The organism is Pseudomonas sp., from assembly GCF_030147005.1.
Classification (GTDB): domain Bacteria; phylum Pseudomonadota; class Gammaproteobacteria; order Pseudomonadales; family Pseudomonadaceae; genus Aquipseudomonas.
On the sequence record NZ_JASLAW010000053.1, the window covers coordinates 1 to 20,004 of the forward strand.

A 20,004-nucleotide genomic window follows, 5' to 3' on the forward strand; every position below is an offset into this window, starting at 1 on the left:
CTTAGTGCTGGTGCAATGAATAACGCGACAGGCCTGTGATCAGGCCTGTCGCGCTACAGCAAATGGGCAGGGTGAAATCAAGCGACGAATCGCCCTCACGCGGCCAATGGCTTGCTCGTCATGGATTTTTTATGAGCCGCTTTCATGGCTTCCATCTCAGCCCCGAGATCGTCCAGCATCGCTTTGCCCAGCAGTTTCCTGGCTTGGGGGAACATCTCGGTTTCTTCTTCTTCGATGTGGTGTTCCAGCAACTCTTTGACCACTTTGACGCGACCCGAAAACTCGGTGGAGGACGGATCGGTTTGCTTCAGATCAGGCAGCACCAGCGAGTCCACGGTGCGGTGCTCTTCCTTGGCTTCGTGGTACATGATGTCTTGTTCCTTGCCGCCGGCTTTCCTGAAAGCAGGGTAGAGAATTTCTTCTTCCAGCTTTGTATGCAGGGTGATTTCCATCTCCAGCTTGGCCAGTAACTCGGTGCGTTTTTTCACCCCGCGTTCGGTGGATTCGCTCAGTTGGGTCAGCAGGGTCTTGACGCGTTCATGGTCGGCTTTGAGAAGGTCGATGGCATTCATGTGGAACCTCACGGGTAGTAGTCGGGCATGTCGAAACGCACGCCTCGTACCTGAGGTATTGCATCACCCGTACCAACTTATGCGTCTAAAAAATAATCTTCAAAATCAAATAGATAGCGGCGGATGCCCGGTTCGTTGTCGTGCAGCTTGCATGATCGGCTCGTGCAGGGATTGCACAACGCATACACAACGCACAACCGCAGCCGCTGTTGCAGTGGGCGCCTGAACAATCCAATGGAACCCTTGGCGCATTTGCTTGACCTAACCCTTAGACTTCAGGAGGTGAAGCATGCAAATTGAATATATCTGGATTGTGTTGGCGGTGATTCTGCTGCTCTTGGAACTGTGGGCGATTAACGTCGTATTGCGTAGCACCGGGGGCTGGGAGACCAAGGGGTTGTGGGTGGTGGTGCTGATCTTCGTACCGCTGCTGGGGCTGATTGCCTGGGCGATGTTCGGGCCCAAGCGTGAGATGGCTGAACACCGTAAAGGGTGAAGCGCAAGCGCAACGTAGCAACGCATCAAATAATGCTCCGTGTCGAAAGACCGGAGCATTTTTTTATACCCATACGAAATGAAAATTTATTGCGGACGAATATATAAAACCTGTCAAGGTTGACAGTATCAAAATGCGGGTGCGTACGTATATTTGAAACTGTTTGCAGTTTCCGCCGCGAGAGTGATCAGAGCCAAGTCAGGACTAAAAAGTGCATGCTGGCCAGATTGATGAAAAACCAACATTACACTCGGTGAGCGCGTGCCACAAAGACGTGAGAGTTCCGCAAGCGGTCGTTAATCTGTTGCAGACAGTAGTGTGTTTTCCAGCAACGAAAGCCCTTGCGGCCGCAGTTTAATAAAGTAAGCAGTGTGCTCATTGGCAGTAAAATTCCATTCATTTAAGAGGACGCTCAAATGGAAGTTGATAGAAGAAATGTTAAAAAGTACCTTATTGAAAATCTCTCAAGCATACTGGGAGTTGATAAGAATACGCTTGATCTTGACGCCTCGTTTGACGACTTTGGGGACGAGGCTGAGTACAAGATTGAAGTTCTCCAGTTTTTGGAAACCGTGTATGACTTTGAAATTGACGAGGAGCAAGGCGCAGAGATCAATACCGTGCGACAGGCGATAGAGTTCGTGGAGTCAAGCGGCGTTGTGTAGCCACGATAGCTGTTTGAAAACGTTTGCATATCAATATAAACGCTCTTGCAGCCAGCAAACAGGCGCCCATGGGGCGCCTGTTTACATTGGAGCAACCTCAGCCAGCGACAGCCTTGGCAATCGCCTCATTGAACGCCGGCAAATCGTCCGGCGTGCGCGAGGTAATCAAAGTCCAGCCATTGGCGTTGCATTCCTGCACCTGAGCATCGACCACGCTGGCGGCGCCGGCGTTTTCCAGGTCGATACGCACGCTTTTGTACGCCGTCAGGGTCTTGCCTTTGATCACGCCAGCGTCGATCAGCGTCCACGGGCCGTGGCAGATCGCAGCAATGGTTTTGCCGGCCTGGGCGAACTCATTGATCAAGCGCAGCGCGGCGGTATCCTGGCGCAGGGTGTCGGCATTTACCGTGCCGCCGGGGATGACCAGCGCATCGAAATCGCCGCCGACCACATCCGACAGTTGCACGTCGGATTCCACGGTCTGGTCCTTTTCCGTATCGCCCACGAATGTCTGGGTGATGCCGCCTTTGCTGGAGGCGTGCGTGACCGTTGCGCCATAGCCACGCAGGGCCTCCAGTGGCTTGAGCAGCTCATCGCGCTCGATACCGGTGTTGGACGTGATGATCAGGATTTTCTTACCGTTGAGTTGCGCACTCATAAGCGGATATCTCCTGTGTGGGTGAGTGGATTACTTGGCGTATTTGCTTTGCAGCTCCTTGGCCTTTTGCAGGTGAGCTTCAAGGGTTGGCAGGGTCTTGGTGGCGAAAGCCTTCAGCTCGGCGTTGTCCGAGGAAGTCGATTCTTTCTTGAACAGTTCGACGGTCTTTTCATGGGCCGCGACTTGGTTGTTGGCGTAGGCCTTGTCGAACGATTCATCGCGCATTTCCAGGATGGCTTTCTTCGCCTTGTCGGTCAGGGCGGCGTCATCCGGCACTTCGATATCGAGCTTTTTCGCCAGTGCCATCAGTTCCTGATTGGCCTTGGTATGGTCAGTAATCATATGTTGCGCGAAGGTTTTCACGTCTGCCGAGCTGCTTTTTTCCAGCGCCAGCTTGCCGGCTTCCACTTCGGTGATACCGCCCTGGGCGGCATTGTCGACAAAGTCGTTGGAGGTGGCGGCCATCGCGGTGGAAATCGAGCCTGCAACCAGCGCGAAGGTCATGCCCATTTGTTTCATCAGTCGAGTCGTCATGGTGTCTCTCCTTGGGAAATGGCGTGATGCCGTTACCTGACTATTGAACCGAGGCGCGCGCAAAAGGTTTAAATTTTTTTGCACGTATTGACCCAACGGCCAGATGGGGCAATTTCCTTGAACTAATCCAAATTCCCAGGGTTCTGCTGCATAGGGCCGCCGCTGTGGGTGGCCTGTTATTTTCAGGAGAATGCACCGTGACCGATCACAAGCCCGCCGATAAAACCCCAGCCCCGATCAGTTCTGAAGACGCGCAAAAGGGTAATGCCGACGGCGCTAAAGGGCAGACCCTGGAGCGTCCCAATCCCAAAACTGAAACCATCGACAAAGTGGTGACGCCGACCTCGATCAAGGACATCGAGCGCCAGACAGATGCGATCAACGAGCAGCTCAACAAGGGGCAGTAAGCATGGCCCGTTCCATCAGCGCGGCCGAATTGGGCATTGAGCTCAAGCCTTGCGATGACAGCAGCCTGTTCAAGTGGTTTATCGCCAGCTTTCTGATGGGCAAGCGCATTCAGGCGCCCATTGCCGCGCAAGCCTACAAGGTGATCGTTGAACAGGAGGGCCGCGACACCGCGCAAAAATTGCAGCACTGCACGTCGCGGGAGCTGGTCGCGATGTTGGGGCGGGCGCATTACGTACGCTACGACGAAACCACTGCCCAGCGCCTGTTGGACCTGAGCGCCAAGCTCAATGCCGACTACAGCGGCAAGATCACCCGGATTCTCCAGGCCAGCGATAGCCGTCAAGCGTTCGAAAAGCGTCTGGGTGAGTTCGATGGCGTCGGCCCCAAGACCATCGAGATTTTTATGCGCGATGCCGCCACGGTGCTGTTTTGACAGCACCGCTGTATGTGGGCTGCGCCGGCTGGAGCCTGCCCCGTGAACACTGGCCGGCCTTCGCCGAGCAGGGCACGCATTTGCAGCGCTACGCCTCGCGTTTCAACGCGGTGGAAATCAACAGCTCGTTTTATCGACCCCACTTGCCGAAAACCTATGAGCGTTGGCGCGAGTCGGTGCCTGCGGGGTTTCGTTTTTCAGTCAAGGTGCCAAAGCGGATCACCCACGAACTGCGCCTGCAGCAGTGCGAAACCGCCTTGGACGAGTTTCTTGCGCAATGCCTGCAACTGGATGAGACGCTGGGTTGCTTGTTGGTGCAGCTGCCTCCGTCCCTGAATTATGAGCCGCTGGTTGCCCGCGCTTTTTTCGAGGCGCTGCGCCAACGGTTTGCCGGTGCGGTGGTGCTGGAGCCGCGCCACGCCAGTTGGCTCGCCGCCGGGAGCTTGTTGCAAGCCTTCGAGATCGCTTGGGTCACCGCCGACCCCGCCGTCATTGCTGAGGGCGATGCCTGGCACGGCGTGCGTTATTGGCGCCTGCATGGCTCGCCGCGGATTTATCACAGCGCCTATGGGCACGAACGGGTGCAGGCGTATGCGCGATTGTTGCGCGAGTCGGTTGAAGAGGGCATTCCCACCTGGTGCATTTTCGACAACACCGCCAGCGGCCACGCGGTCGCCGATGCTCTGGACCTACTCGACCTCCACCCGTCGCACCTCCAGGCCTAATTGCGCGTAGGCCTCGACACTCGGCGCATCCCACTCGGTAATCAGCGTATGGATACGGCTGCACGGCGCCACCACGAATGGCTCCACCGCGCCGAGTTTGTCTGAAGTGGTTACGGCCACCACATGGGATGCGCTGTCGAGCAAGGCTTGCTTGACCGCCACTTCAGAGAAATGCAGGGACGTTATGCCCACTTGCGGGTGCAGCGCGCAAACGCCGGTGAACAACAGGTCGGCCTTGATGCTCTGGATCAGGCGCACCGCTTCATGGCCACCGGTAGAAAGGGTCGCGGGGTTGAGTTGGCCGCCCGCCAGGATCATGGTCACATGCGGGTGGTCCGCCAGGGCGATGGCGATCATCGGCGATGGGCTGACCACGGTCAGGTGGATGGAGTGCGGCAATGACCGGGCGATCTGCAGGGTGGTGGAACCGGAATCGAACAGCACGATCTGGCCGTCCTCCACGTGTTCGGCAGCCAACTGTGCCAGGCGGCGCTTGGCCTCATTGGTTTCGCCGACACGGGTGAAAAAATCCTTGCCGGTGTCTTTTGGCCGGGGCAGGGCGCCGCCGTGTACGCGTTGCAGCAGGCCGGCGGCGGCGAGTTCGCCGAGATCGCGGCGAATAGTGTCCTGGGATACGGCGAAATGCTCGACCAATTCCGATGCCGTGACCTTACCGTCACGCTCCAGCAGCAGCAGAATCTTTTGTTTGCGCAGGGAGGGCAGGTCGATGGCGTGATGAGTGTTTTGCATGTTTGTGCGCTTTGTTGCGGGTTTTTGCAAGATTAAGCCCCGGCCGCCATAAACGCAACGGCTGGTTGCCTGTGCGTTCGCCAGTTACTCTCTGTGTTCAGTTCAGGCAGAGGTGCCCCGATGTCATTGATCACAACCATCGAAGATTTACGCAAGCTTGCGCAAAAGCGCGTACCCCGGATGTTCTACGACTACGCCGATTCCGGCTCCTGGACTGAGAGCACCTACCGCGCCAATGAAAGCGACTTTGCCCGTATCAAGTTCCGTCAGCGCGTGGCGCGCAATATCGATGAGCGTTCGATTCGCGCCAGCATGATTGGCCAGGACATGGCGATGCCGGTGGCCCTGGCGCCTACGGGCCTGGCGGGCATGCAGCATGCCGATGGCGAGATTCTTACCGCGCGCGCCGCCGCCGCTTTTGGCCTGCGCTATACCTTGTCGACCATGAGCATCTGTTCGCTGGAGGACATCGCCGAGCACGTCGGCCAGCCCTTTTGGTTCCAGTTGTATGTGATGCGCGACCGTGGGTTTATCGAGCGCTTGATCGAGCGTGCCAAGGCGGCGGGCGTTGACGCATTGGTGTTGACGCTGGACTTGCAGATCCTCGGGCAGCGTCACAAGGACTTGATCAACGGCTTGTCCGCGCCGCCCAAGCTGACCCTGCCGAACATCCTCAACATGCTGACCAAGCCGCGCTGGGTAATGGGCATGCTGGGCACCCAGCGACGTGGTTTCGGCAATATCGTCGGGCATGTGACGGGCGTGGCCGACATGAGTTCGCTGTCGGCGTGGACTGCCCAGCAGTTCGACCCGCGCCTGAGCTGGGACGATGTGGAATGGATCAAAAAATGCTGGGGCGGCAAGCTGATTATCAAGGGCATCCTCGATGTGGAGGATGCTCGCCTGGCAGCCAATGCCGGCGCCGATGCGTTGGTGGTGAGCAACCACGGCGGCCGCCAGCTTGATGGTGCGCCGTCGAGCATCAGCCAATTGCCGGCGATTGTCGAAGCGGTGGGCAATCAGATTGAAGTGTGGCTCGATGGCGGTATTCGCTCCGGCCAGGATGTTCTCAAGGCCATGGCACTGGGCGCCAAGGGCACCATGATCGGACGCCCGCATTTGTATGGCTTGGGGGCGATGGGCGAAGCGGGCGTGACTAAAGCGCTCGAGATCATCGCCCGTGAGCTGGATGTGTCGATGGCGCTGTGTGGCTATAACGATATACGCGATGTGAATCGCGAGATCTTGCTGCCCGGTACGTTTCCGAACGGCGTTTAATGCGCAAAAAAACCTTGGAAAGTAAAAAGAGTTGTCCACGAAAACCGTGGGTATCTCTGTGGATAACTTTGCAAGGGCCCGGCAGCGTTGGTGATTTGGGCTGCGGTCAATATTTGATCAACTTTCGGCGCGGGCCAATATGGGCAGGGTTTGCGCTTGACAGGCCTGAGCGGACCCAGTGCCGAAAAGCGCATTTATGAGTCGCTCACACGGCCTGTGGAGTGCGTGGCCACCGGTGATGGCATTGGCGTTTTCATCAGCTTGTCCAGCGCCAGGCCATAACTGCGACCGGCCAGGCTCATGCTGTTGTTATGGCTGGCACCCGGCACCAGTAACAGCCGCTTGGGTTCCCGGGCGGCGTCAAATAATTGCTGGCTGAAACGCGGTGGCACGTAGCGGTCATCGAGGCCATGCACCACCAGCAGAGGCATGTGGATATCGGCCATCTTGTCGATGGAATCGAATTTTTGCGACAGCAACCAGCGCACCGGCAATGAGGTGTTGGCAACGGCCGTGGCGACGTCCCCCAAGGAGGTGAACGTGGATTCGATCACCAGCCCGCGCACCGGCAGCGGTACCTGCTTGCTCAATTGCGCGGCGAGGTCGATGGCCACCGCACCCCCCAGGGAGTGCCCGTAGATCAGGCGTTTGCCGGGGTCTGGTTGCAAGATCTGGAAGCGCTCCCAGGCGATGCGCGCGTCTTCATACACCGTGGCTTCCGAAGGCAGGTCGCCCTGGCTTTTACCGAAACCGCGATAGTCGATGGCCAATACCGAATAGCCCAGCGCATGCAATTGTTCGATGCGAAACAGTTGGCCGGTGAGGTTCCAGCGCACGCCGTGCAAATACAGGATGGCGGGTGCGTCTTGCTTCGCGGCCGGGTACCACCAGCCATGGATGTTCTGGCCGGATTTGAATGCGGCGGGCTTGATATCGAACTCTTGCACGGCGTTGGGCAGGCCGGTGTACCAGCCTGCGGTGCCGGGCTCGATGCGAAACACCAGTTCGCGCTCCTTGTGTTGCAGCACGGCGCAGCCGACCGGCAGACCGACGATCAACACGGCCATGCACAGCAGCACAAGCCGACGCAGGCCCCGGCGGGGCATAGAACGAAATGACATGAAGGTTCCAGGGCAAAGACGAAACACGGGTTGTACCAGATGGCCCGGCGGGGCGAGAAATTAATGCGACGGCCGTGACCCAGGATTGCTTGCAAAGTGTTGCAGCGATGCAAGCGAGCGACCTGCTTGACGCTGCATGGCCTGCACGAGATGCTCCGCTTTTTGAAGCAAAGGCCCGACCATGGACAACAGCCCTGTGCGCATCACCGCCGAAGAAACCCTTTCGGACAACTGGTACCTTTTGAAGAAATACAGCTTCGACCTGCGCCTTCGCGACGGCAGCTGGCAAGCCCAGACCCGCGAGGTGTACGACCGAGGCAACGGTGCGACCATCCTGTTGTACAACCGCGAGCAGCGCACGGTGCTGCTGATCCGCCAGTTCCGCATGCCGACGTTCGTCAACGATCACGAAGGCTACCTGATCGAAGCGGCGGCCGGGCTGCTCGACAACGCCAGCCCCGAAGAGCGCATCCGCCTGGAAGCCGAGGAAGAAACCGGCTACCGCGTGGGGCATGTGGAGAAAATCTATGCGGCCTTCATGAGCCCGGGGTCGGTGACCGAGCGCATTCACTTCTTTACCGGCGAGTACCAAGCGGGCGACCGGGTCGGCGCCGGCGGCGGCCTGGCGGAAGAGGGCGAGGATATCGAAGTGCTGGAACTGGGATTCGAGCAGGCGCTGGGGATGGTGGCCAGTGGGGAGATTGTGGATGGCAAGACCATCATGTTGTTGCAGCATCTGGAGTTGCGGATGCTGAAAGAGCGCTGGTGAGCCGGATCGAGTAGGGCGATCAAAAGGTGGGAGGGGGCTTGCTCCCACACTGAATCCCATCAGGCCCGTTGAATAGCTTTTCACCCGGCAGATGCCATCCCGACTGACGGCTATTGTCGGAAATTTCCCACAGGAGTACAAATGTACTCCATGACAAACCTGACCCCCCGCCGTACCGCCATCCTGACCTTCATCCGCGACCGTATCGCGCAGCAAGGCCAGCCTCCCAGCCTCGCCGAGATCGCCGAGGCGTTCGGCTTTGCCTCGCGCAGCGTTGCCCGCAAGCATGTGGTGGCCTTGACCGAAGCCGGCTTTATCGAGGTCAACCCCAACCAGGCTCGCGGTATTCGTTTGCTCAACCAACCGCCGCGCCCCGAATGGCTGGACATTCCGGTGCTCGGCCGTGTGGCCGCGGGCCTGCCCATCGGCGCGGATGCCGAAGTGCACAATCGCCTGCAACTGGACCCCGCCACCTTCGCCAAAACCCCCGACTACCTGCTGCGCGTGCAGGGCGATTCGATGATCGAAGACGGCATTCTCGATGGCGACCTGGTGGGCGTGCGGCGCAGTGCCGAAGCCTTGAACGGGCAGATTGTGGTGGCGCGCCTGGACGGTGAAGTCACCATCAAGCGTTTCGAACGCAATGGCGACAAGGTGCGCCTGCTGCCCCGCAACCCGGCGTACCAGCCTATCGTGGTCGGGGCCGACCAGGACCTGGCCATCGAAGGGGTGTTCTGCGGCCTGGTGAGGCAAGGCTGATGGGCGCCGTGGTTGCCCTGGACTCGCTGTTCAATGGCGGGCGAGTCTGGAAGGGTCGGCCCGCCGCGCCACCGGCCAGTGTGCACCCCACCGGGCTGGCGGCGCTGGATGCGGTGCTGCCCAGCGGTGGCTGGCCGGAGGCGGCCTTGAGTGAAATCCTGATGGCCAAGGACGGCGTGGGCGAACTGCAACTGGTGCTGCCGACCCTGGCGCGCTTGTCGGCGATGGGTGAACGCATTGTGCTGGTGGCGCCGCCCTATACGCCGTACCCCCACGCCTGGCAGAACGCCGGGGTGGACGTGCGCCAGCTTGCGGTGATCCAGGCCCAGGAGCGCGATGCGCTGTGGGCGGTGGAACAATGCCTGCGCTCCGGCAGTTGCGGCGCGGTGTTGTGTTGGCCGCACAAGGCCGATGACCGCGCCTTGCGCCGTTTGCAGGTGGCGGCGGAAACCGGCCAGACCCTGGCGTTTGCCTGGCGCTCCTTGAGTGAAGCGATCAACCCATCGCCGGCCGCCTTGCGCCTGACGGTCGAGTCAAGGCCCGCCCAAGTGCGTGTGCTCAAATGCCGGGGCGGCTTGGCCCACCCGGCGCCGATTGCCCTGGCGGGGCACTGAGGTTGCCATGCGCTGGGTCTGTATCGTCTTCCCGCAATTGGCGCTGGACGGGGTGCTGCGCGCCCATCCCGAGCCCGATCAACCGCTGGCACTGCTGGCCGGTACGCCGCAGCGGCGCGTGCTGCAAACCGTCAATGCCGCCGCGCGCGCCCTGGGGTTACGCCCCGGCCAATCGCTGACGGCCGCGCATGCGCTGACCAAGACCTTTGCCTGTGCTGAATACGACCCGCTGGAAATCGAGCGCTGGCAGCAGTTTCTCGCCGCCTGGGCCTACCGCTTCAGTTCCCAGGTCAGCGTGTATTACCCGCGCGCCTTGCTGTTCGAGATCGAGTCGAGCCTGGGCCTGTTCGGGCCCTGGCCGCAGTTCGAAGCGCGCTTGCGCAAGGAGTTGACCGAACTGGGCTTTCGGCACCGCATCGTCGCCGCGCCCAACCCGGCGGCGGCGCGGGTGTTGGCCAATCGTTACGATGGCTTGGCGGTGGCCGACGACAGCGCCTTGATGCAGGCCCTGGCGCCACTGCCGATCGACCGCGCCGGCATGGATCCGCAGGCCGCCACCGCCTTGTCGCGCATGGGCCTGCGCACGTTGGCTCACGTGCAGGCGCTGCCCCGGCATACGCTGGCGCGCCGCTTTGATGCCAGCCTGCTCAAGCACCTTGACGCCCTGACCGGGCACAGGCCATTGGCCCTGGGTTTCTATCAGCCGCCGGACCAGTTCGATGTGCGCATCGAGTTGAATTTCGATGTGCAATCCCACCAGGCGCTGCTGTTTCCCTTGCGCCGCTTGACCGCTGACTTGTCCGCCTTCCTGTGCGGGCGTGACAGCGGCGTACAGCGTTTCGACCTGCACCTGGAACATGCCCTGGCACCGGACAGCGTGATCAAGGTCGGCCTGCTGAGCGCCGAGCGCGAGCCATCGATGCTGTTCGAACTGGCCCGGGGGCGATTGGAGCAAGTGCAAGTCACGGCGCCTGTGCGCGGGTTTCGCCTGGTAGCCCAGGACTTGCCGGTGTTCGTGCCGCAGCGCCAGGACCTGTTCGACGACCGCCCGCAACAGACCCTGCCCTGGGAGCAATTGCGCGAACGCCTGCGCGCGCGCCTGGGCGATGAAGCGGTGCAGGGCCTGCGCTTTCACGCCGACCATCGCCCGGAATGCGCCTGGCAAACCGCTGTCGACAGCCACCCATGCCCGACCTTGAACAAGGTGCGCCGCCCTGGCTGGCTGTTGAACCAACCGACCTTGCTGGCCGAGCAGGGCGTGCAGATCCTGATGGGCCCGGAACGCATCGAATCCGGCTGGTGGGATGGCGCCGATATCCGCCGCGACTATTACCTCATCCAGACCCGCGCCGGGCAGCAAGGCTGGGCTTACCGCACGGTGGGGCAACAGGACGGATTGTGGCTGCAAGGCTGGTTTGCATGAGTTACGCCGAGCTGCATTGCCTGTCCAACTTCAGTTTCCAGCGCGGCGCCTCCAGTGCGCTGGAACTCTTCGAGCGTGCCAAACGCCAAGGCTACAGCGCCCTGGCGATTACCGATGAATGCACGCTGTCGGGCATCGTGCGCGCCTGGCAGGCGGCAAAGGCGCTGGAGCTGCCGCTGATTATCGGCAGTGAGGTGCGCATCGAGAACGGGCCCAAACTGGTGCTGCTGGTGGAGAACCTGACCGGTTACCAGCACCTGTGCCGGTTGATTACCCTGGCCCGACGCCGCGCCGAAAAGGGCCGCTATCGCCTGCTGCATGAAGACTTCGAGCAACCGCTGCCCGGCCTGCTGGCGCTGTGGGTGGCACAAGACAGTGACACCCTGGCCAGCATCCAGTGGTTGCGCAATGTCTTCGCTGAACGCTTGTGGCTGGCGGTGCACTTGCATTGCGGGCAAGACGATGCGCGTCATCTGGAGCAGCGCCTGCAACTGGCGGCAAGCCTGCACATCCCGGCCGTCGCCTGCGGCGATGTGCACATGCATGCGCGTGGCCGCCGCGCCCTGCAAGACACCATGACCGCCATCCGTCATCACGTACCGGTGGCCGAAGCCGGCATGCATTTGCATCCCAATGGCGAGCGGCACCTGCGCAGTCTCGACGCCCTGGCCGCGCTGTACCCCCAGGCCCTACTCGACGAAACCCTCGCCATCGCGCAGCGCTGCACCTTCGACCTCGGCCAGTTGCGCTACCACTACCCACGCGAGCTGGTGCCCGCAGGCCATGACGCCGAATCCTGGCTGCGCACCCTTACCAAAGAAGGCATTGCCCAGCGCTGGCCCGAAGGCATCGACCCCAAGACCTTGCAGCAGATCAACCATGAACTGGAGTTGATCAGCGAACTGGGCTACGAAAGTTACTTCCTCACCGTGCACGACATTGTGCGCTTTGCCCGCAGCCGTTCGATCCTGTGCCAGGGGCGCGGTTCGGCGGCCAACTCGGCGGTGTGTTTTGCCCTGGGCATCACCGAGATCAACCCGAGCCTGAGCAACTTGCTGTTCGAGCGTTTCCTGTCCAAGGAGCGCAACGAGCCGCCGGATATCGATGTGGATTTTGAACACGAGCGCCGCGAAGAAGTGCTGCAATACGTGTTCCAGCGTTATGGCCGTACGCGTGCGGCGTTGACGGCGGTGGTCAGCACTTACCACGCGACCGGCGCGGTGCGCGATGTGGCCAAGGCCCTCGGGTTGCCGGCCGACCAGGTCAACGCGTTGGCCGAATGCTGCGGGCGCTGGAGTGACGACGCGCCGCCGTTGGAGCGCCTGCGCGAAAGCGGCTTCGACCCGGACAGCCCGCTGCTGCGCCGGGTATTGACCCTGACCCGGCAATTGATCGGCTTTCCCCGGCATTTGTCCCAGCATCCGGGCGGCTTCGTGATTTCCGAATACCCGCTGGACACGCTGGTGCCGGTGGAGAACGCCGCCATGGCCGAGCGCACCATCATCCAGTGGGACAAGGACGATCTCGACGCCGTCGGCCTGCTCAAGGTGGATATCCTCGCCCTGGGCATGCTCAGCGCGATCCGTCGCTGTTTCGATTTGCTGCGCCGCCATCGCCACCAGGACCTGAGCCTGGCAAGCATTCCCAAGGAAGACCCGGCCACCTACGCCATGATCAGCAAGGCCGACACCATCGGCGTGTTCCAGATCGAGTCGCGGGCGCAGATGTCGATGTTGCCCAGGCTCAAGCCGAAAACTTTCTATGACCTGGTGATCGAGGTCGCCATCGTGCGGCCGGGGCCGATTCAGGGCGGCATGGTGCATCCGTATTTGCGTCGCAGGAATAAAGAGGAAGAGGAAACCTACCCGTCGCCGGCATTGAAAGTGGTGCTGGAGCGCACCCTGGGCATCCCGTTGTTCCAGGAACAGGTGATGCAGATCGCCATGGTCGCCGCCGACTACAGCCCCGGCGAGGCCGACCAGTTACGCCGCTCCATGGCCGCCTGGAAACGCCACGGCGGCCTCGAACCGCATCAGCAGCGCCTGCGCGACGGCATGTTGAAAAACGGCTACACCGAAGCCTTTGCCGCGCAGATTTTCGAGCAGATCAAAGGCTTTGGCAGCTATGGTTTTCCCGAGTCCCACGCGGCCAGTTTTGCCTTGCTCACGTATGCCAGCTGCTGGCTCAAATGCCATGAGCCGGCGGCCTTTGCCTGCGCGCTGATCAACAGCTGGCCGATGGGTTTCTACAGCCCGGACCAAATCCTCCAGGACGCGCGCCGTCATCGCCTGCAGATCCGCCCGGTGGATGTGCAGGCCAGCGACTGGGATTGCAGCCTGGAACCCATCGACGGCCAACAACCGGCGATCCGCCTGGGCCTGCGCATGATCTCGGGGTTTTGCGAAGAGGATGGGCGGCGCATCGAGGCCGTGCGCCAGCACCGCGCATTCAGCGACATTGCCGACCTCGACGCCCGCGCCGGCCTGGATGCGCGGGCTCAAGCGTTGCTGGCGGATGCCGGCGCCTTGCGCGCATTAGCCGGTAACCGGCACCAGGCGCGCTGGGATGTGGCCGGTGTGCACAAGCAACTGGGCCTGTTTGCCGGCCTGCCGAGCCCCGATGAAGCGCTGGTGGCGTTGCCGCAACCCACGGTGGGCGAGGACTTGCACGCCGATTACGCCACGCTCGGCACCACCCTTGGCCCGCACCCGCTGGCGCTGCTGCGCGCGCAGTTGCGCAAGCTGCGCTGCCGCAGTTCCCAGGAACTGCTGGCCGTGGAACATGGGCGCAATGTGAGCGTCGCCGGGCTGGTCACCGGGCGCCAACGCCCCGGTACCGCCAGCGGCGTGACCTTCGTCACCCTGGAAGACGAATTCGGCAACCTCAATGTGGTGGTCTGGCGTGACCTGGCCGAACGTCAGCGCAAGGCATTGGTCGGCTCGCGTCTGCTCAAGGTGGACGGGCGCTGGGAGGCGGTGGGCGAGGTGCGGCATTTGATCGCCGGGCGCCTGACCGACTTGACGCCGCTGCTCGATGGCATTGTGGTGCGCAGCCGGGATTTCCACTGAGTCCGGTAGTTTATTCGGCCTAAATTCGACAAGATGAAACCATCTACCGCCGCCGCGCTCCAAAACTTGCAACTGCCTTCTCTTTGCCCAGAGCTCGATCATGCAATTTTTATCCAACCCACACGGCTGTGAAGGCTGGGCCGGTGAAATGGCCCAGCGGATTCGCGCGTTTGACTGGTCGACCACCGACCTTGGCCCGATTGATCGCTGGTCCACCAGCCTGGCCTGCACTGTGCAAATGATGCTCGCCTCACCCGTTCCCATGGTGATGCTGTGGGGGCGGGCGGGTTACATGATCTACAACGACAACTACTCGGTGTTCGCCGGCGGTCGCCATCCGTATTTGCTGGGTGCACCGGTGGAACTGGGTTGGCCGGAAGTGGCCGATTTCAACCGGCATGTGGTGGACACGTGCCTGGCCGGCGGCACCTTGTCGTTCAACAACAAGGAGCTGGTGTTGTCGCGCAACGGCAAACCGGAAACCTTGTGGCTGGACCTCTACTACAGCCCCGTGGCAGGTGACAATCAGCAACCGGCCGGGGTGCTGGCGATCGTGGTAGAAACCACTGAACTGGTGAAGTCCGAGCGGGTGCGTCAGGAGCTGACCCACAATCTGGAGCAGCGCGTGGCGGCCGAAGTGCAGGCGCGTTCCGCTGCCGAGGAGCAGTTGCGCCAGTCGCAGAAGCTGGAAGCGATTGGCGGCCTGACCGGCGGCGTGGCCCATGACTTCAACAACCTGCTGCAAGTGATCGCCGGTAACCTGCACCTGTTGGCTCGGCATGAACCGGACAACGCGCAGGTGCAACGGCGTGTCTCTGCCGCGATTGCGGCGGTGGAACGCGGTGCCACATTGTCCTCGCAACTGCTCGCGTTTGCCCGGCGTCAACCCTTGTCGCCGGCGGTGTACAACCCGCAACGTATCTACGCCGGCCTCGGTGAACTGCTGCAACGCGCCCTCGGCGAAACCATTCATATCGACGTGCAGTTGCCGCAGGATTCCTGGTGCATCAACGTCGACCGCAACCAGCTGGAAAACGCGCTGCTCAACCTGGCGATCAATGCCCGCGATGCCATGCACGGCGAGGGCGTGATTCGTATCACCGGCGAGAACATCATCCTCAACCCGGCCGAATGCGCAGGCAAAAGCATCAAGCCCGGCGAGTACGTGCGCCTGGCGGTCACCGACACCGGCGTTGGCATGCCGTCGACTGTGCTCAAGCGTGCGTTCGAACCCTTCTTCACCACCAAGCGCGAAGGGCAGGGCACGGGCCTGGGGCTGAGCATGGTGTTTGGCTTCGTCCGCCAAAGCGGCGGGCATGTCGACATCTGGAGCGAGGAGAACAAAGGCTCGGTGGTGCAGATGTATTTCCCGCGTAGCCTGGAACCGGAACATCTCGAACTGGACAGCGACGAGCAGTACCCCGGCACCGGCCAGGAAACCATTCTGGTGGTGGAGGACAATGAAGGCGTGCGCCTGACCGTGGTGGAATTGCTGCAACAGTCGGGCTACACGGTGCAGACGGCGGAGGACGGCGACCAAGCCATGGCCAAACTGCAGTCCGGCCTGCAACCGGAATTGATTTTTACCGATGTGGTGATGCCCGGCCGCATCAAGAGCATCGACCTGGCCAACTGGGCGCGTGAGCAGGTGCCGCCGATCCCGGTGCTGTTCACCTCCGGCCACACCCGCGACATTCTTTCTTCCAATCATCTGCTGAGCGCCGATATTCACCTGCTGAGCAAACCCTACAGCCCCGACGCCCTGACGCAACGGGTGCGCAGCGTGCTCACCGCCAGACAAGGTTGTTCATGACTTCACAGCGCGACATCCCCTCACCGACCGCCCAACACACCGGCTTCGTCCGGGTGCGCGGCGCCCGCGAACACAACTTGCGTAACGTCGATGTGGATATTCCCCGGGATGCCCTGGTGGTATTTACCGGCGTGTCCGGTTCCGGCAAGTCGTCCCTGGCGTTTTCCACCGTTTACGCCGAGGCCCAGCGCCGCTATTTCGAATCGGTGGCGCCTTATGCGCGACGCTTGATCGATCAGGTCGGCGTGCCGGATGTCGACAGTATCGAAGGCTTGCCGCCCGCCGTGGCCCTGCAACAGCAGCGCGGCACACCGAGTGCGCGTTCATCGGTGGGCAGTGTGACCACCTTGTCGAGCCTGATCCGCATGCTGTACTCGCGCGCCGGCAGCTACCCGCCGGGGCAGGCGATGCTGTACGCCGAGGACTTTTCGCCGAACTTGCCCCAGGGTGCGTGCCCGCAATGCCACGGCCTGGGCCGCGTGTATGAAGTGACCGAAGCGCTGATGGTGCCCGATCCGTCCCTGACCATTCGCCAGCGCGCGGTGGCCTCCTGGCCGTTGGCGTGGCAGGGCCAGAACCTGCGCGACATTCTCGTCACCCTGGGCTACGACGTGGATACCCCATGGCGCGAGCTGCCAAAAAAACAGCGCGACTGGATTTTGTTCACCGAAGAAACCCCCACCGTGCCGGTGTATGCGGGCTTTACCCCGGCGCAGATCCGCGACGCTTTGAAACGCAAGCTGGAGCCCAGTTACCAGGGCACCTTCAGCGGCGCGCGGCGCTACATCCTGCACACCTTCGCCCACACCCAAAGCGCGCTGATGAAAAAGCGCGTGTCGCAGTTCATGCAAGGCAGTGCCTGCCCGCTGTGCGAGGGCAAACGGCTGACCAAAGCGGCGCTGTCGGTGAAGTTTGCCGGGGTGGATATCGGTGAGCTGTCGCAACTATCCCTGACCCACCTGGCCGACTTGCTGCGGCCGGCGGCGGCGGGGCAGGACAAGATGAAATTGTCGGTGGAAAAACGCCTGGCGGCCCAACGTATCGCCCAGGATTTGCTCGAACGCGTGAGTACCTTGATCGACCTCGGGCTGGGCTATCTGTCCCTGGAGCGCAGCACGCCGACGCTGTCGTCCGGTGAGTTGCAGCGCTTGCGCCTGGCCACGCAGTTGGGCTCGCAACTGTTCGGGGTGATCTACGTGTTGGACGAGCCTTCCGCGGGCCTGCATCCGGCCGATGGCGAAGCCTTGTTCAGCGCACTGGCGCGTTTGAAAGCGGCCGGCAATTCGCTGTTTGTGGTCGAGCATGACCTAGAAACCATGCGCCGCGCCGACTGGCTGATCGATGTCGGCCCGGCCGCTGGCGAGCACGGCGGGCATGTCCTGTACAGCGGCCCGCCCGCAGGCTTGGCGGAGGTCGCCGCGTCGCAGACCCGTGAATACCTGTTTGCCGAACCGCGCCCGGCGAACCCGGCGCGGCGGGAACCCAGCGGCTGGCTGAAGCTGCAGGGCGTGACGCGTAATAACCTGAAGGACCTGACGGTGGATTTCCCGCTGGGCTGCTTCACGGCGGTGACCGGAATTTCCGGCTCGGGAAAGTCCAGCCTGGTCAGCCAGGCATTGTTGGAGCTGGTCAGCAGCGGCCTCGGGCGCGTGTTGGAAAGCGTCGACGAGCCGAGCCTGGAAGACGCAGCGCCTGCCCCCAGCGAGGGCCGCATCAGCGCCGGGCTCGAATATATCCGCCGTCTGGTGCAGGTGGACCAGAAACCCATCGGCCGTACGCCGCGTTCCAACCTGGCGACCTATACCGGGCTGTTCGACAACGTGCGCAAACTGTTCGCCGCCACGCCGGCTGCGAAGAAGCGCGGCTACGATGCCGGGCAGTTCTCCTTCAACGTCGCCAAGGGCCGTTGCCCGAACTGCGAAGGCGAGGGGTTTGTCAGCGTCGAATTGCTGTTCATGCCCAGCGTGTATGCGCCATGCCCGACCTGCCACGGTGCGCGATACAACCCCGAAACCCTGGCGGTCAAATGGCAAGGCCTGACCATCGCCCAAGTGCTGGGGTTGACGGTGGAACAGGCCGTCGACGTGTTTGCCGAACAACCCGGCGTGCTGCGCGCGCTGCAGGTACTGCGGGATATCGGCCTGGGCTATCTGCGCCTGGGCCAGCCCGCCACCGAGTTGTCGGGCGGAGAAGCGCAGCGCATCAAGCTGGCCACCGAACTGCAACGCAATGCGCGGGGCGCCACGTTATACGTGCTGGACGAGCCGACCACCGGGCTGCACCCCAAGGATGTCGACCGCTTGCTCAGCCAGCTCAACCAATTGGTGGAGGCGGGGCATACGGTGGTGGTGGTCGAGCATGAAATGCGTGTAGTAGCGCAGAGTGACTGGGTGATCGATATCGGCCCCGGAGCCGGGAATGAGGGTGGGAAGGTGGTTGCCAGTGGCACGCCGCAGGCCGTCGCCAAGAGCAAAACCAGCCGCACGGCAGCCTTCCTTGCACGCGAGCTCACCTAGCTTGCGTGCCTGGCCCACCCACTCGGCGCTCGACAGCTTCCCCATTTGAACTAACTTGATTGACGAGCCTTCTCACTCGGTACTCAAGCATGCGCACCTTATGGACGCGGTATCTGGCGTTGCTGGAAAACGACCTGAGCACACAGATTTTCGACAACGTGAAAAACCTGCTGGTGTGCGCACTGTTGTTCGCGGCTGGAACCAATACGCTGGTGGGCCAGCGAGCGTTGTTCATTGGCGTATTCGCATCCAACGTCGCCGGCTGGGGGCTGATTGTGCTGTCGACCTTGTTGATGCTGTTGAACGTCAGCGACGGCATTCGCCGCCTGGCCAAGTTGCGTTATCACGTGGCGCTGCAACTGTTGCTGGTCCTGATGTACCTGGTGGTCGCCGAGCGGGTGGTAGAGATTGTGTGGGGCTTTCGCGCCCAGTGACGTATTCTGCGCGGCTCGTTCACCACCGATCCAAAGAAGATGACAGGACAAGACATGCAGGCGCTGTTGGAGTCGATCCTTGACGAAGTGCGCCCTCTGATCGGCCTCGGCAAAGTCGCCGACTACATCCCCGCCCTGGCCGACGTGCCCGCCAACCAACTGGGCATTGCGGTATACGGCAACGATGGCGCGGCCTACTGCGCCGGCGATGCCGATACGCTGTTCTCGGTGCAGAGCATCTCCAAGGTGTTCAGCCTGGTGCAGGCCATCGACCACGGCGGCGAAAGCATCTGGGAACGCCTGGGCCACGAGCCTTCGGGGCAACCGTTCAACTCCATGGTGCAACTGGAATTCGAACGCGGCCGGCCGCGCAATCCTTTTATCAACGCCGGCGCGCTGGTGATCTGCGACATCAACCAATCGCGCTTCGCCGTGCCGATCCTGTCGATGCGCGATTTCGTGCGACGCCTGTCGGGCAACCCGCAGATCCTGGTCAACAGCGTCGTCGCCGACTCCGAAGCGCAGCACGGCGCGCGCAACGCGGCCATGGCCTACCTGATGAAATCCTTCGGCAACTTCCACAACGATGTGGACGCGGTGCTGCACAGTTACTTCAACTACTGCGCGCTGCAAATGAGCTGCCTGGACCTGGCCAGGGCATTCAGCTTCCTGGCCAACGAAGGCGTGAGTGCCCACAGCGGCGAGCAGATCCTGACCCCGCGCCAGACCAAACAGGTGAACTCAATCATGGCCACCAGCGGGCTGTATGACGAGGCGGGCAATTTTGCTTATCGAGTGGGGTTGCCGGGCAAGAGCGGAGTAGGCGGCGGGATCGTCGCGGTAGTGCCGGGGCAGTTTACCGTGTGCGTATGGTCGCCGGAATTGAACGCGGCGGGGAACTCGCTGGCGGGGATGAAGGCGCTGGAATTGTTGAGTGAGCGGATTGGGTGGTCGGTGTTTTGAGTGTG

Annotated in this window: 20 protein-coding genes; 15 read left to right on the forward strand and 5 right to left on the reverse strand. The window is 61.7% G+C overall.

Annotation, left to right across the window (positions count from 1 at the left end; genetic code table 11):
- Positions 1–95: 95 nt before the first annotated feature.
- Entirely contained in the window at positions 96–572 is a 477-nt protein-coding gene (locus tag Q1V60_RS04685; protein ID WP_300627870.1) for a hemerythrin domain-containing protein, read from the reverse strand.
- Positions 573–861: 289 nt separating this feature from the next.
- Here Q1V60_RS04685 and Q1V60_RS04690 point away from each other — a divergent pair, with 289 nt between their 5' ends.
- Together Q1V60_RS04690 and Q1V60_RS04695 are read left to right on the forward strand one after the other, a co-directional pair.
- Positions 862–1,068, forward strand: a complete 207-nt coding sequence (locus tag Q1V60_RS04690; RefSeq protein WP_300627873.1) for a hypothetical protein — start codon at positions 862–864, stop codon at positions 1,066–1,068.
- A gap of 416 nt (positions 1,069–1,484) precedes the next feature.
- Complete coding sequence (locus Q1V60_RS04695) at positions 1,485–1,733, forward strand: hypothetical protein (RefSeq protein ID WP_300627875.1); 249 nt, start codon at positions 1,485–1,487, stop codon at positions 1,731–1,733.
- A gap of 97 nt (positions 1,734–1,830) precedes the next feature.
- On the opposite strand, the gene Q1V60_RS04700 is transcribed toward Q1V60_RS04695, so the two are convergent.
- Both Q1V60_RS04700 and Q1V60_RS04705 read right to left on the reverse strand, forming a co-directional pair.
- Positions 1,831–2,391 (reverse strand): type 1 glutamine amidotransferase domain-containing protein, encoded by a 561-nt coding sequence (locus tag Q1V60_RS04700; RefSeq protein WP_300627878.1) that lies wholly within the window; start codon positions 2,389–2,391, stop codon positions 1,831–1,833.
- Positions 2,392–2,421: 30 nt separating this feature from the next.
- The gene (locus Q1V60_RS04705) at positions 2,422–2,925 is read right to left on the reverse strand and encodes a DUF4142 domain-containing protein (protein ID WP_300627881.1); all 504 of its coding nucleotides are present in this window, start codon (positions 2,923–2,925) and stop codon (positions 2,422–2,424) included.
- A 197-nt stretch (positions 2,926–3,122) separates the two neighbouring features.
- Between Q1V60_RS04705 and Q1V60_RS04710 the strand changes: the two genes are divergently transcribed.
- From Q1V60_RS04710 to Q1V60_RS04720, 3 genes are read left to right on the forward strand one after another with little or no spacing between them, the layout of a single operon-like run.
- The gene (locus Q1V60_RS04710) at positions 3,123–3,332 is read left to right on the forward strand and encodes a hypothetical protein (RefSeq protein WP_300627884.1); all 210 of its coding nucleotides are present in this window, start codon (positions 3,123–3,125) and stop codon (positions 3,330–3,332) included.
- A gap of 2 nt (positions 3,333–3,334) precedes the next feature.
- Positions 3,335–3,766, forward strand: a complete 432-nt coding sequence (locus tag Q1V60_RS04715) for a DNA methylase (RefSeq protein WP_300627885.1) — start codon at positions 3,335–3,337, stop codon at positions 3,764–3,766.
- Positions 3,763–4,491, forward strand: coding sequence for a DUF72 domain-containing protein (locus Q1V60_RS04720; protein ID WP_300627886.1), 729 nt, complete (start codon positions 3,763–3,765; stop codon positions 4,489–4,491). Before Q1V60_RS04715 ends, Q1V60_RS04720 begins: the two co-directional genes overlap by 4 nt.
- Here the strand turns inward: Q1V60_RS04720 and Q1V60_RS04725 are convergent.
- Complete coding sequence (locus tag Q1V60_RS04725; RefSeq protein WP_300627887.1) at positions 4,456–5,241, reverse strand: DeoR/GlpR family DNA-binding transcription regulator; 786 nt, start codon at positions 5,239–5,241, stop codon at positions 4,456–4,458. The two genes, Q1V60_RS04720 and Q1V60_RS04725, sit on opposite strands and share 36 nt — an antisense overlap.
- Positions 5,242–5,361: 120 nt before the next feature.
- Between Q1V60_RS04725 and Q1V60_RS04730 the strand changes: the two genes are divergently transcribed.
- Complete coding sequence (locus Q1V60_RS04730) at positions 5,362–6,519, forward strand: alpha-hydroxy acid oxidase (RefSeq protein WP_300627888.1); 1,158 nt, start codon at positions 5,362–5,364, stop codon at positions 6,517–6,519.
- A 194-nt stretch (positions 6,520–6,713) separates the two neighbouring features.
- On the opposite strand, the gene Q1V60_RS04735 is transcribed toward Q1V60_RS04730, so the two are convergent.
- Complete coding sequence (locus Q1V60_RS04735) at positions 6,714–7,640, reverse strand: alpha/beta hydrolase (RefSeq protein ID WP_300627890.1); 927 nt, start codon at positions 7,638–7,640, stop codon at positions 6,714–6,716.
- 181 nt (positions 7,641–7,821) lie between these two features.
- On the opposite strand from Q1V60_RS04735, the gene Q1V60_RS04740 reads away from it, so the two are divergent.
- From Q1V60_RS04740 to glsB, 9 genes are all read left to right on the forward strand, one after another.
- Positions 7,822–8,409, forward strand: coding sequence for an NUDIX domain-containing protein (locus tag Q1V60_RS04740; protein WP_300627893.1), 588 nt, complete (start codon positions 7,822–7,824; stop codon positions 8,407–8,409).
- Positions 8,410–8,550: 141 nt separating this feature from the next.
- Positions 8,551–9,168 (forward strand): transcriptional repressor LexA, encoded by a 618-nt coding sequence (gene lexA / locus Q1V60_RS04745; RefSeq protein WP_300627895.1) that lies wholly within the window; start codon positions 8,551–8,553, stop codon positions 9,166–9,168.
- Positions 9,168–9,782 (forward strand): translesion DNA synthesis-associated protein ImuA, encoded by a 615-nt coding sequence (gene imuA / locus Q1V60_RS04750; RefSeq protein WP_300627897.1) that lies wholly within the window; start codon positions 9,168–9,170, stop codon positions 9,780–9,782. The genes lexA and imuA overlap by 1 nt, the downstream gene beginning before the upstream one ends.
- 7 nt (positions 9,783–9,789) lie before the next feature.
- Positions 9,790–11,205, forward strand: coding sequence for a DNA polymerase Y family protein (locus Q1V60_RS04755; RefSeq protein WP_300627898.1), 1,416 nt, complete (start codon positions 9,790–9,792; stop codon positions 11,203–11,205).
- On the forward strand, positions 11,181–14,273 hold the full coding sequence (locus Q1V60_RS04760) for an error-prone DNA polymerase (RefSeq protein ID WP_300627901.1): 3,093 nt from the start codon (positions 11,181–11,183) through the stop codon (positions 14,271–14,273). The genes Q1V60_RS04755 and Q1V60_RS04760 overlap by 25 nt, the downstream gene beginning before the upstream one ends.
- Positions 14,274–14,373: 100 nt before the next feature.
- Positions 14,374–16,086 (forward strand): ATP-binding protein, encoded by a 1,713-nt coding sequence (locus Q1V60_RS04765; protein ID WP_300627904.1) that lies wholly within the window; start codon positions 14,374–14,376, stop codon positions 16,084–16,086.
- Positions 16,083–18,602, forward strand: a complete 2,520-nt coding sequence (gene uvrA, locus Q1V60_RS04770) for an excinuclease ABC subunit UvrA (protein ID WP_300627906.1) — start codon at positions 16,083–16,085, stop codon at positions 18,600–18,602. The genes Q1V60_RS04765 and uvrA overlap by 4 nt, the downstream gene beginning before the upstream one ends.
- Before the next feature lie 89 nt (positions 18,603–18,691).
- Positions 18,692–19,036, forward strand: a complete 345-nt coding sequence (locus Q1V60_RS04775) for a hypothetical protein (protein WP_300627907.1) — start codon at positions 18,692–18,694, stop codon at positions 19,034–19,036.
- A 54-nt stretch (positions 19,037–19,090) separates the two neighbouring features.
- On the forward strand, positions 19,091–19,999 hold the full coding sequence (gene glsB / locus Q1V60_RS04780) for a glutaminase B (RefSeq protein ID WP_300627909.1): 909 nt from the start codon (positions 19,091–19,093) through the stop codon (positions 19,997–19,999).
- Positions 20,000–20,004: the final 5 nt, after the last annotated feature.

What these genes read in the sequence shown, in the direction of transcription:
- lexA (WP_300627895.1), top strand. Translation starts at nt 8,551, where the DNA reads ATGTACTCCATGACAAACCTGACCCCCCGCCGTACCGCCATCCTGACC.
- Q1V60_RS04690 (WP_300627873.1), top strand. Translation starts at nt 862, where the DNA reads ATGCAAATTGAATATATCTGGATTGTGTTGGCGGTGATTCTGCTGCTC.
- Q1V60_RS04705 (WP_300627881.1), bottom strand. Translation starts at nt 2,925, where the DNA reads ATGACGACTCGACTGATGAAACAAATGGGCATGACCTTCGCGCTGGTT.
- Q1V60_RS04715 (WP_300627885.1), top strand. Translation starts at nt 3,335, where the DNA reads ATGGCCCGTTCCATCAGCGCGGCCGAATTGGGCATTGAGCTCAAGCCT.
- Q1V60_RS04730 (WP_300627888.1), top strand. Translation starts at nt 5,362, where the DNA reads ATGTCATTGATCACAACCATCGAAGATTTACGCAAGCTTGCGCAAAAG.
- Q1V60_RS04725 (WP_300627887.1), bottom strand. Translation starts at nt 5,241, where the DNA reads ATGCAAAACACTCATCACGCCATCGACCTGCCCTCCCTGCGCAAACAA.
- imuA (WP_300627897.1), top strand. Translation starts at nt 9,168, where the DNA reads ATGGGCGCCGTGGTTGCCCTGGACTCGCTGTTCAATGGCGGGCGAGTC.
- Q1V60_RS04740 (WP_300627893.1), top strand. Translation starts at nt 7,822, where the DNA reads ATGGACAACAGCCCTGTGCGCATCACCGCCGAAGAAACCCTTTCGGAC.
- Q1V60_RS04695 (WP_300627875.1), top strand. Translation starts at nt 1,485, where the DNA reads ATGGAAGTTGATAGAAGAAATGTTAAAAAGTACCTTATTGAAAATCTC.
- Q1V60_RS04735 (WP_300627890.1), bottom strand. Translation starts at nt 7,640, where the DNA reads ATGTCATTTCGTTCTATGCCCCGCCGGGGCCTGCGTCGGCTTGTGCTG.
- uvrA (WP_300627906.1), top strand. Translation starts at nt 16,083, where the DNA reads ATGACTTCACAGCGCGACATCCCCTCACCGACCGCCCAACACACCGGC.
- Q1V60_RS04755 (WP_300627898.1), top strand. Translation starts at nt 9,790, where the DNA reads ATGCGCTGGGTCTGTATCGTCTTCCCGCAATTGGCGCTGGACGGGGTG.
- Q1V60_RS04700 (WP_300627878.1), bottom strand. Translation starts at nt 2,391, where the DNA reads ATGAGTGCGCAACTCAACGGTAAGAAAATCCTGATCATCACGTCCAAC.
- Q1V60_RS04765 (WP_300627904.1), top strand. Translation starts at nt 14,374, where the DNA reads ATGCAATTTTTATCCAACCCACACGGCTGTGAAGGCTGGGCCGGTGAA.
- glsB (WP_300627909.1), top strand. Translation starts at nt 19,091, where the DNA reads ATGCAGGCGCTGTTGGAGTCGATCCTTGACGAAGTGCGCCCTCTGATC.
- Q1V60_RS04775 (WP_300627907.1), top strand. Translation starts at nt 18,692, where the DNA reads ATGCGCACCTTATGGACGCGGTATCTGGCGTTGCTGGAAAACGACCTG.
- Q1V60_RS04685 (WP_300627870.1), bottom strand. Translation starts at nt 572, where the DNA reads ATGAATGCCATCGACCTTCTCAAAGCCGACCATGAACGCGTCAAGACC.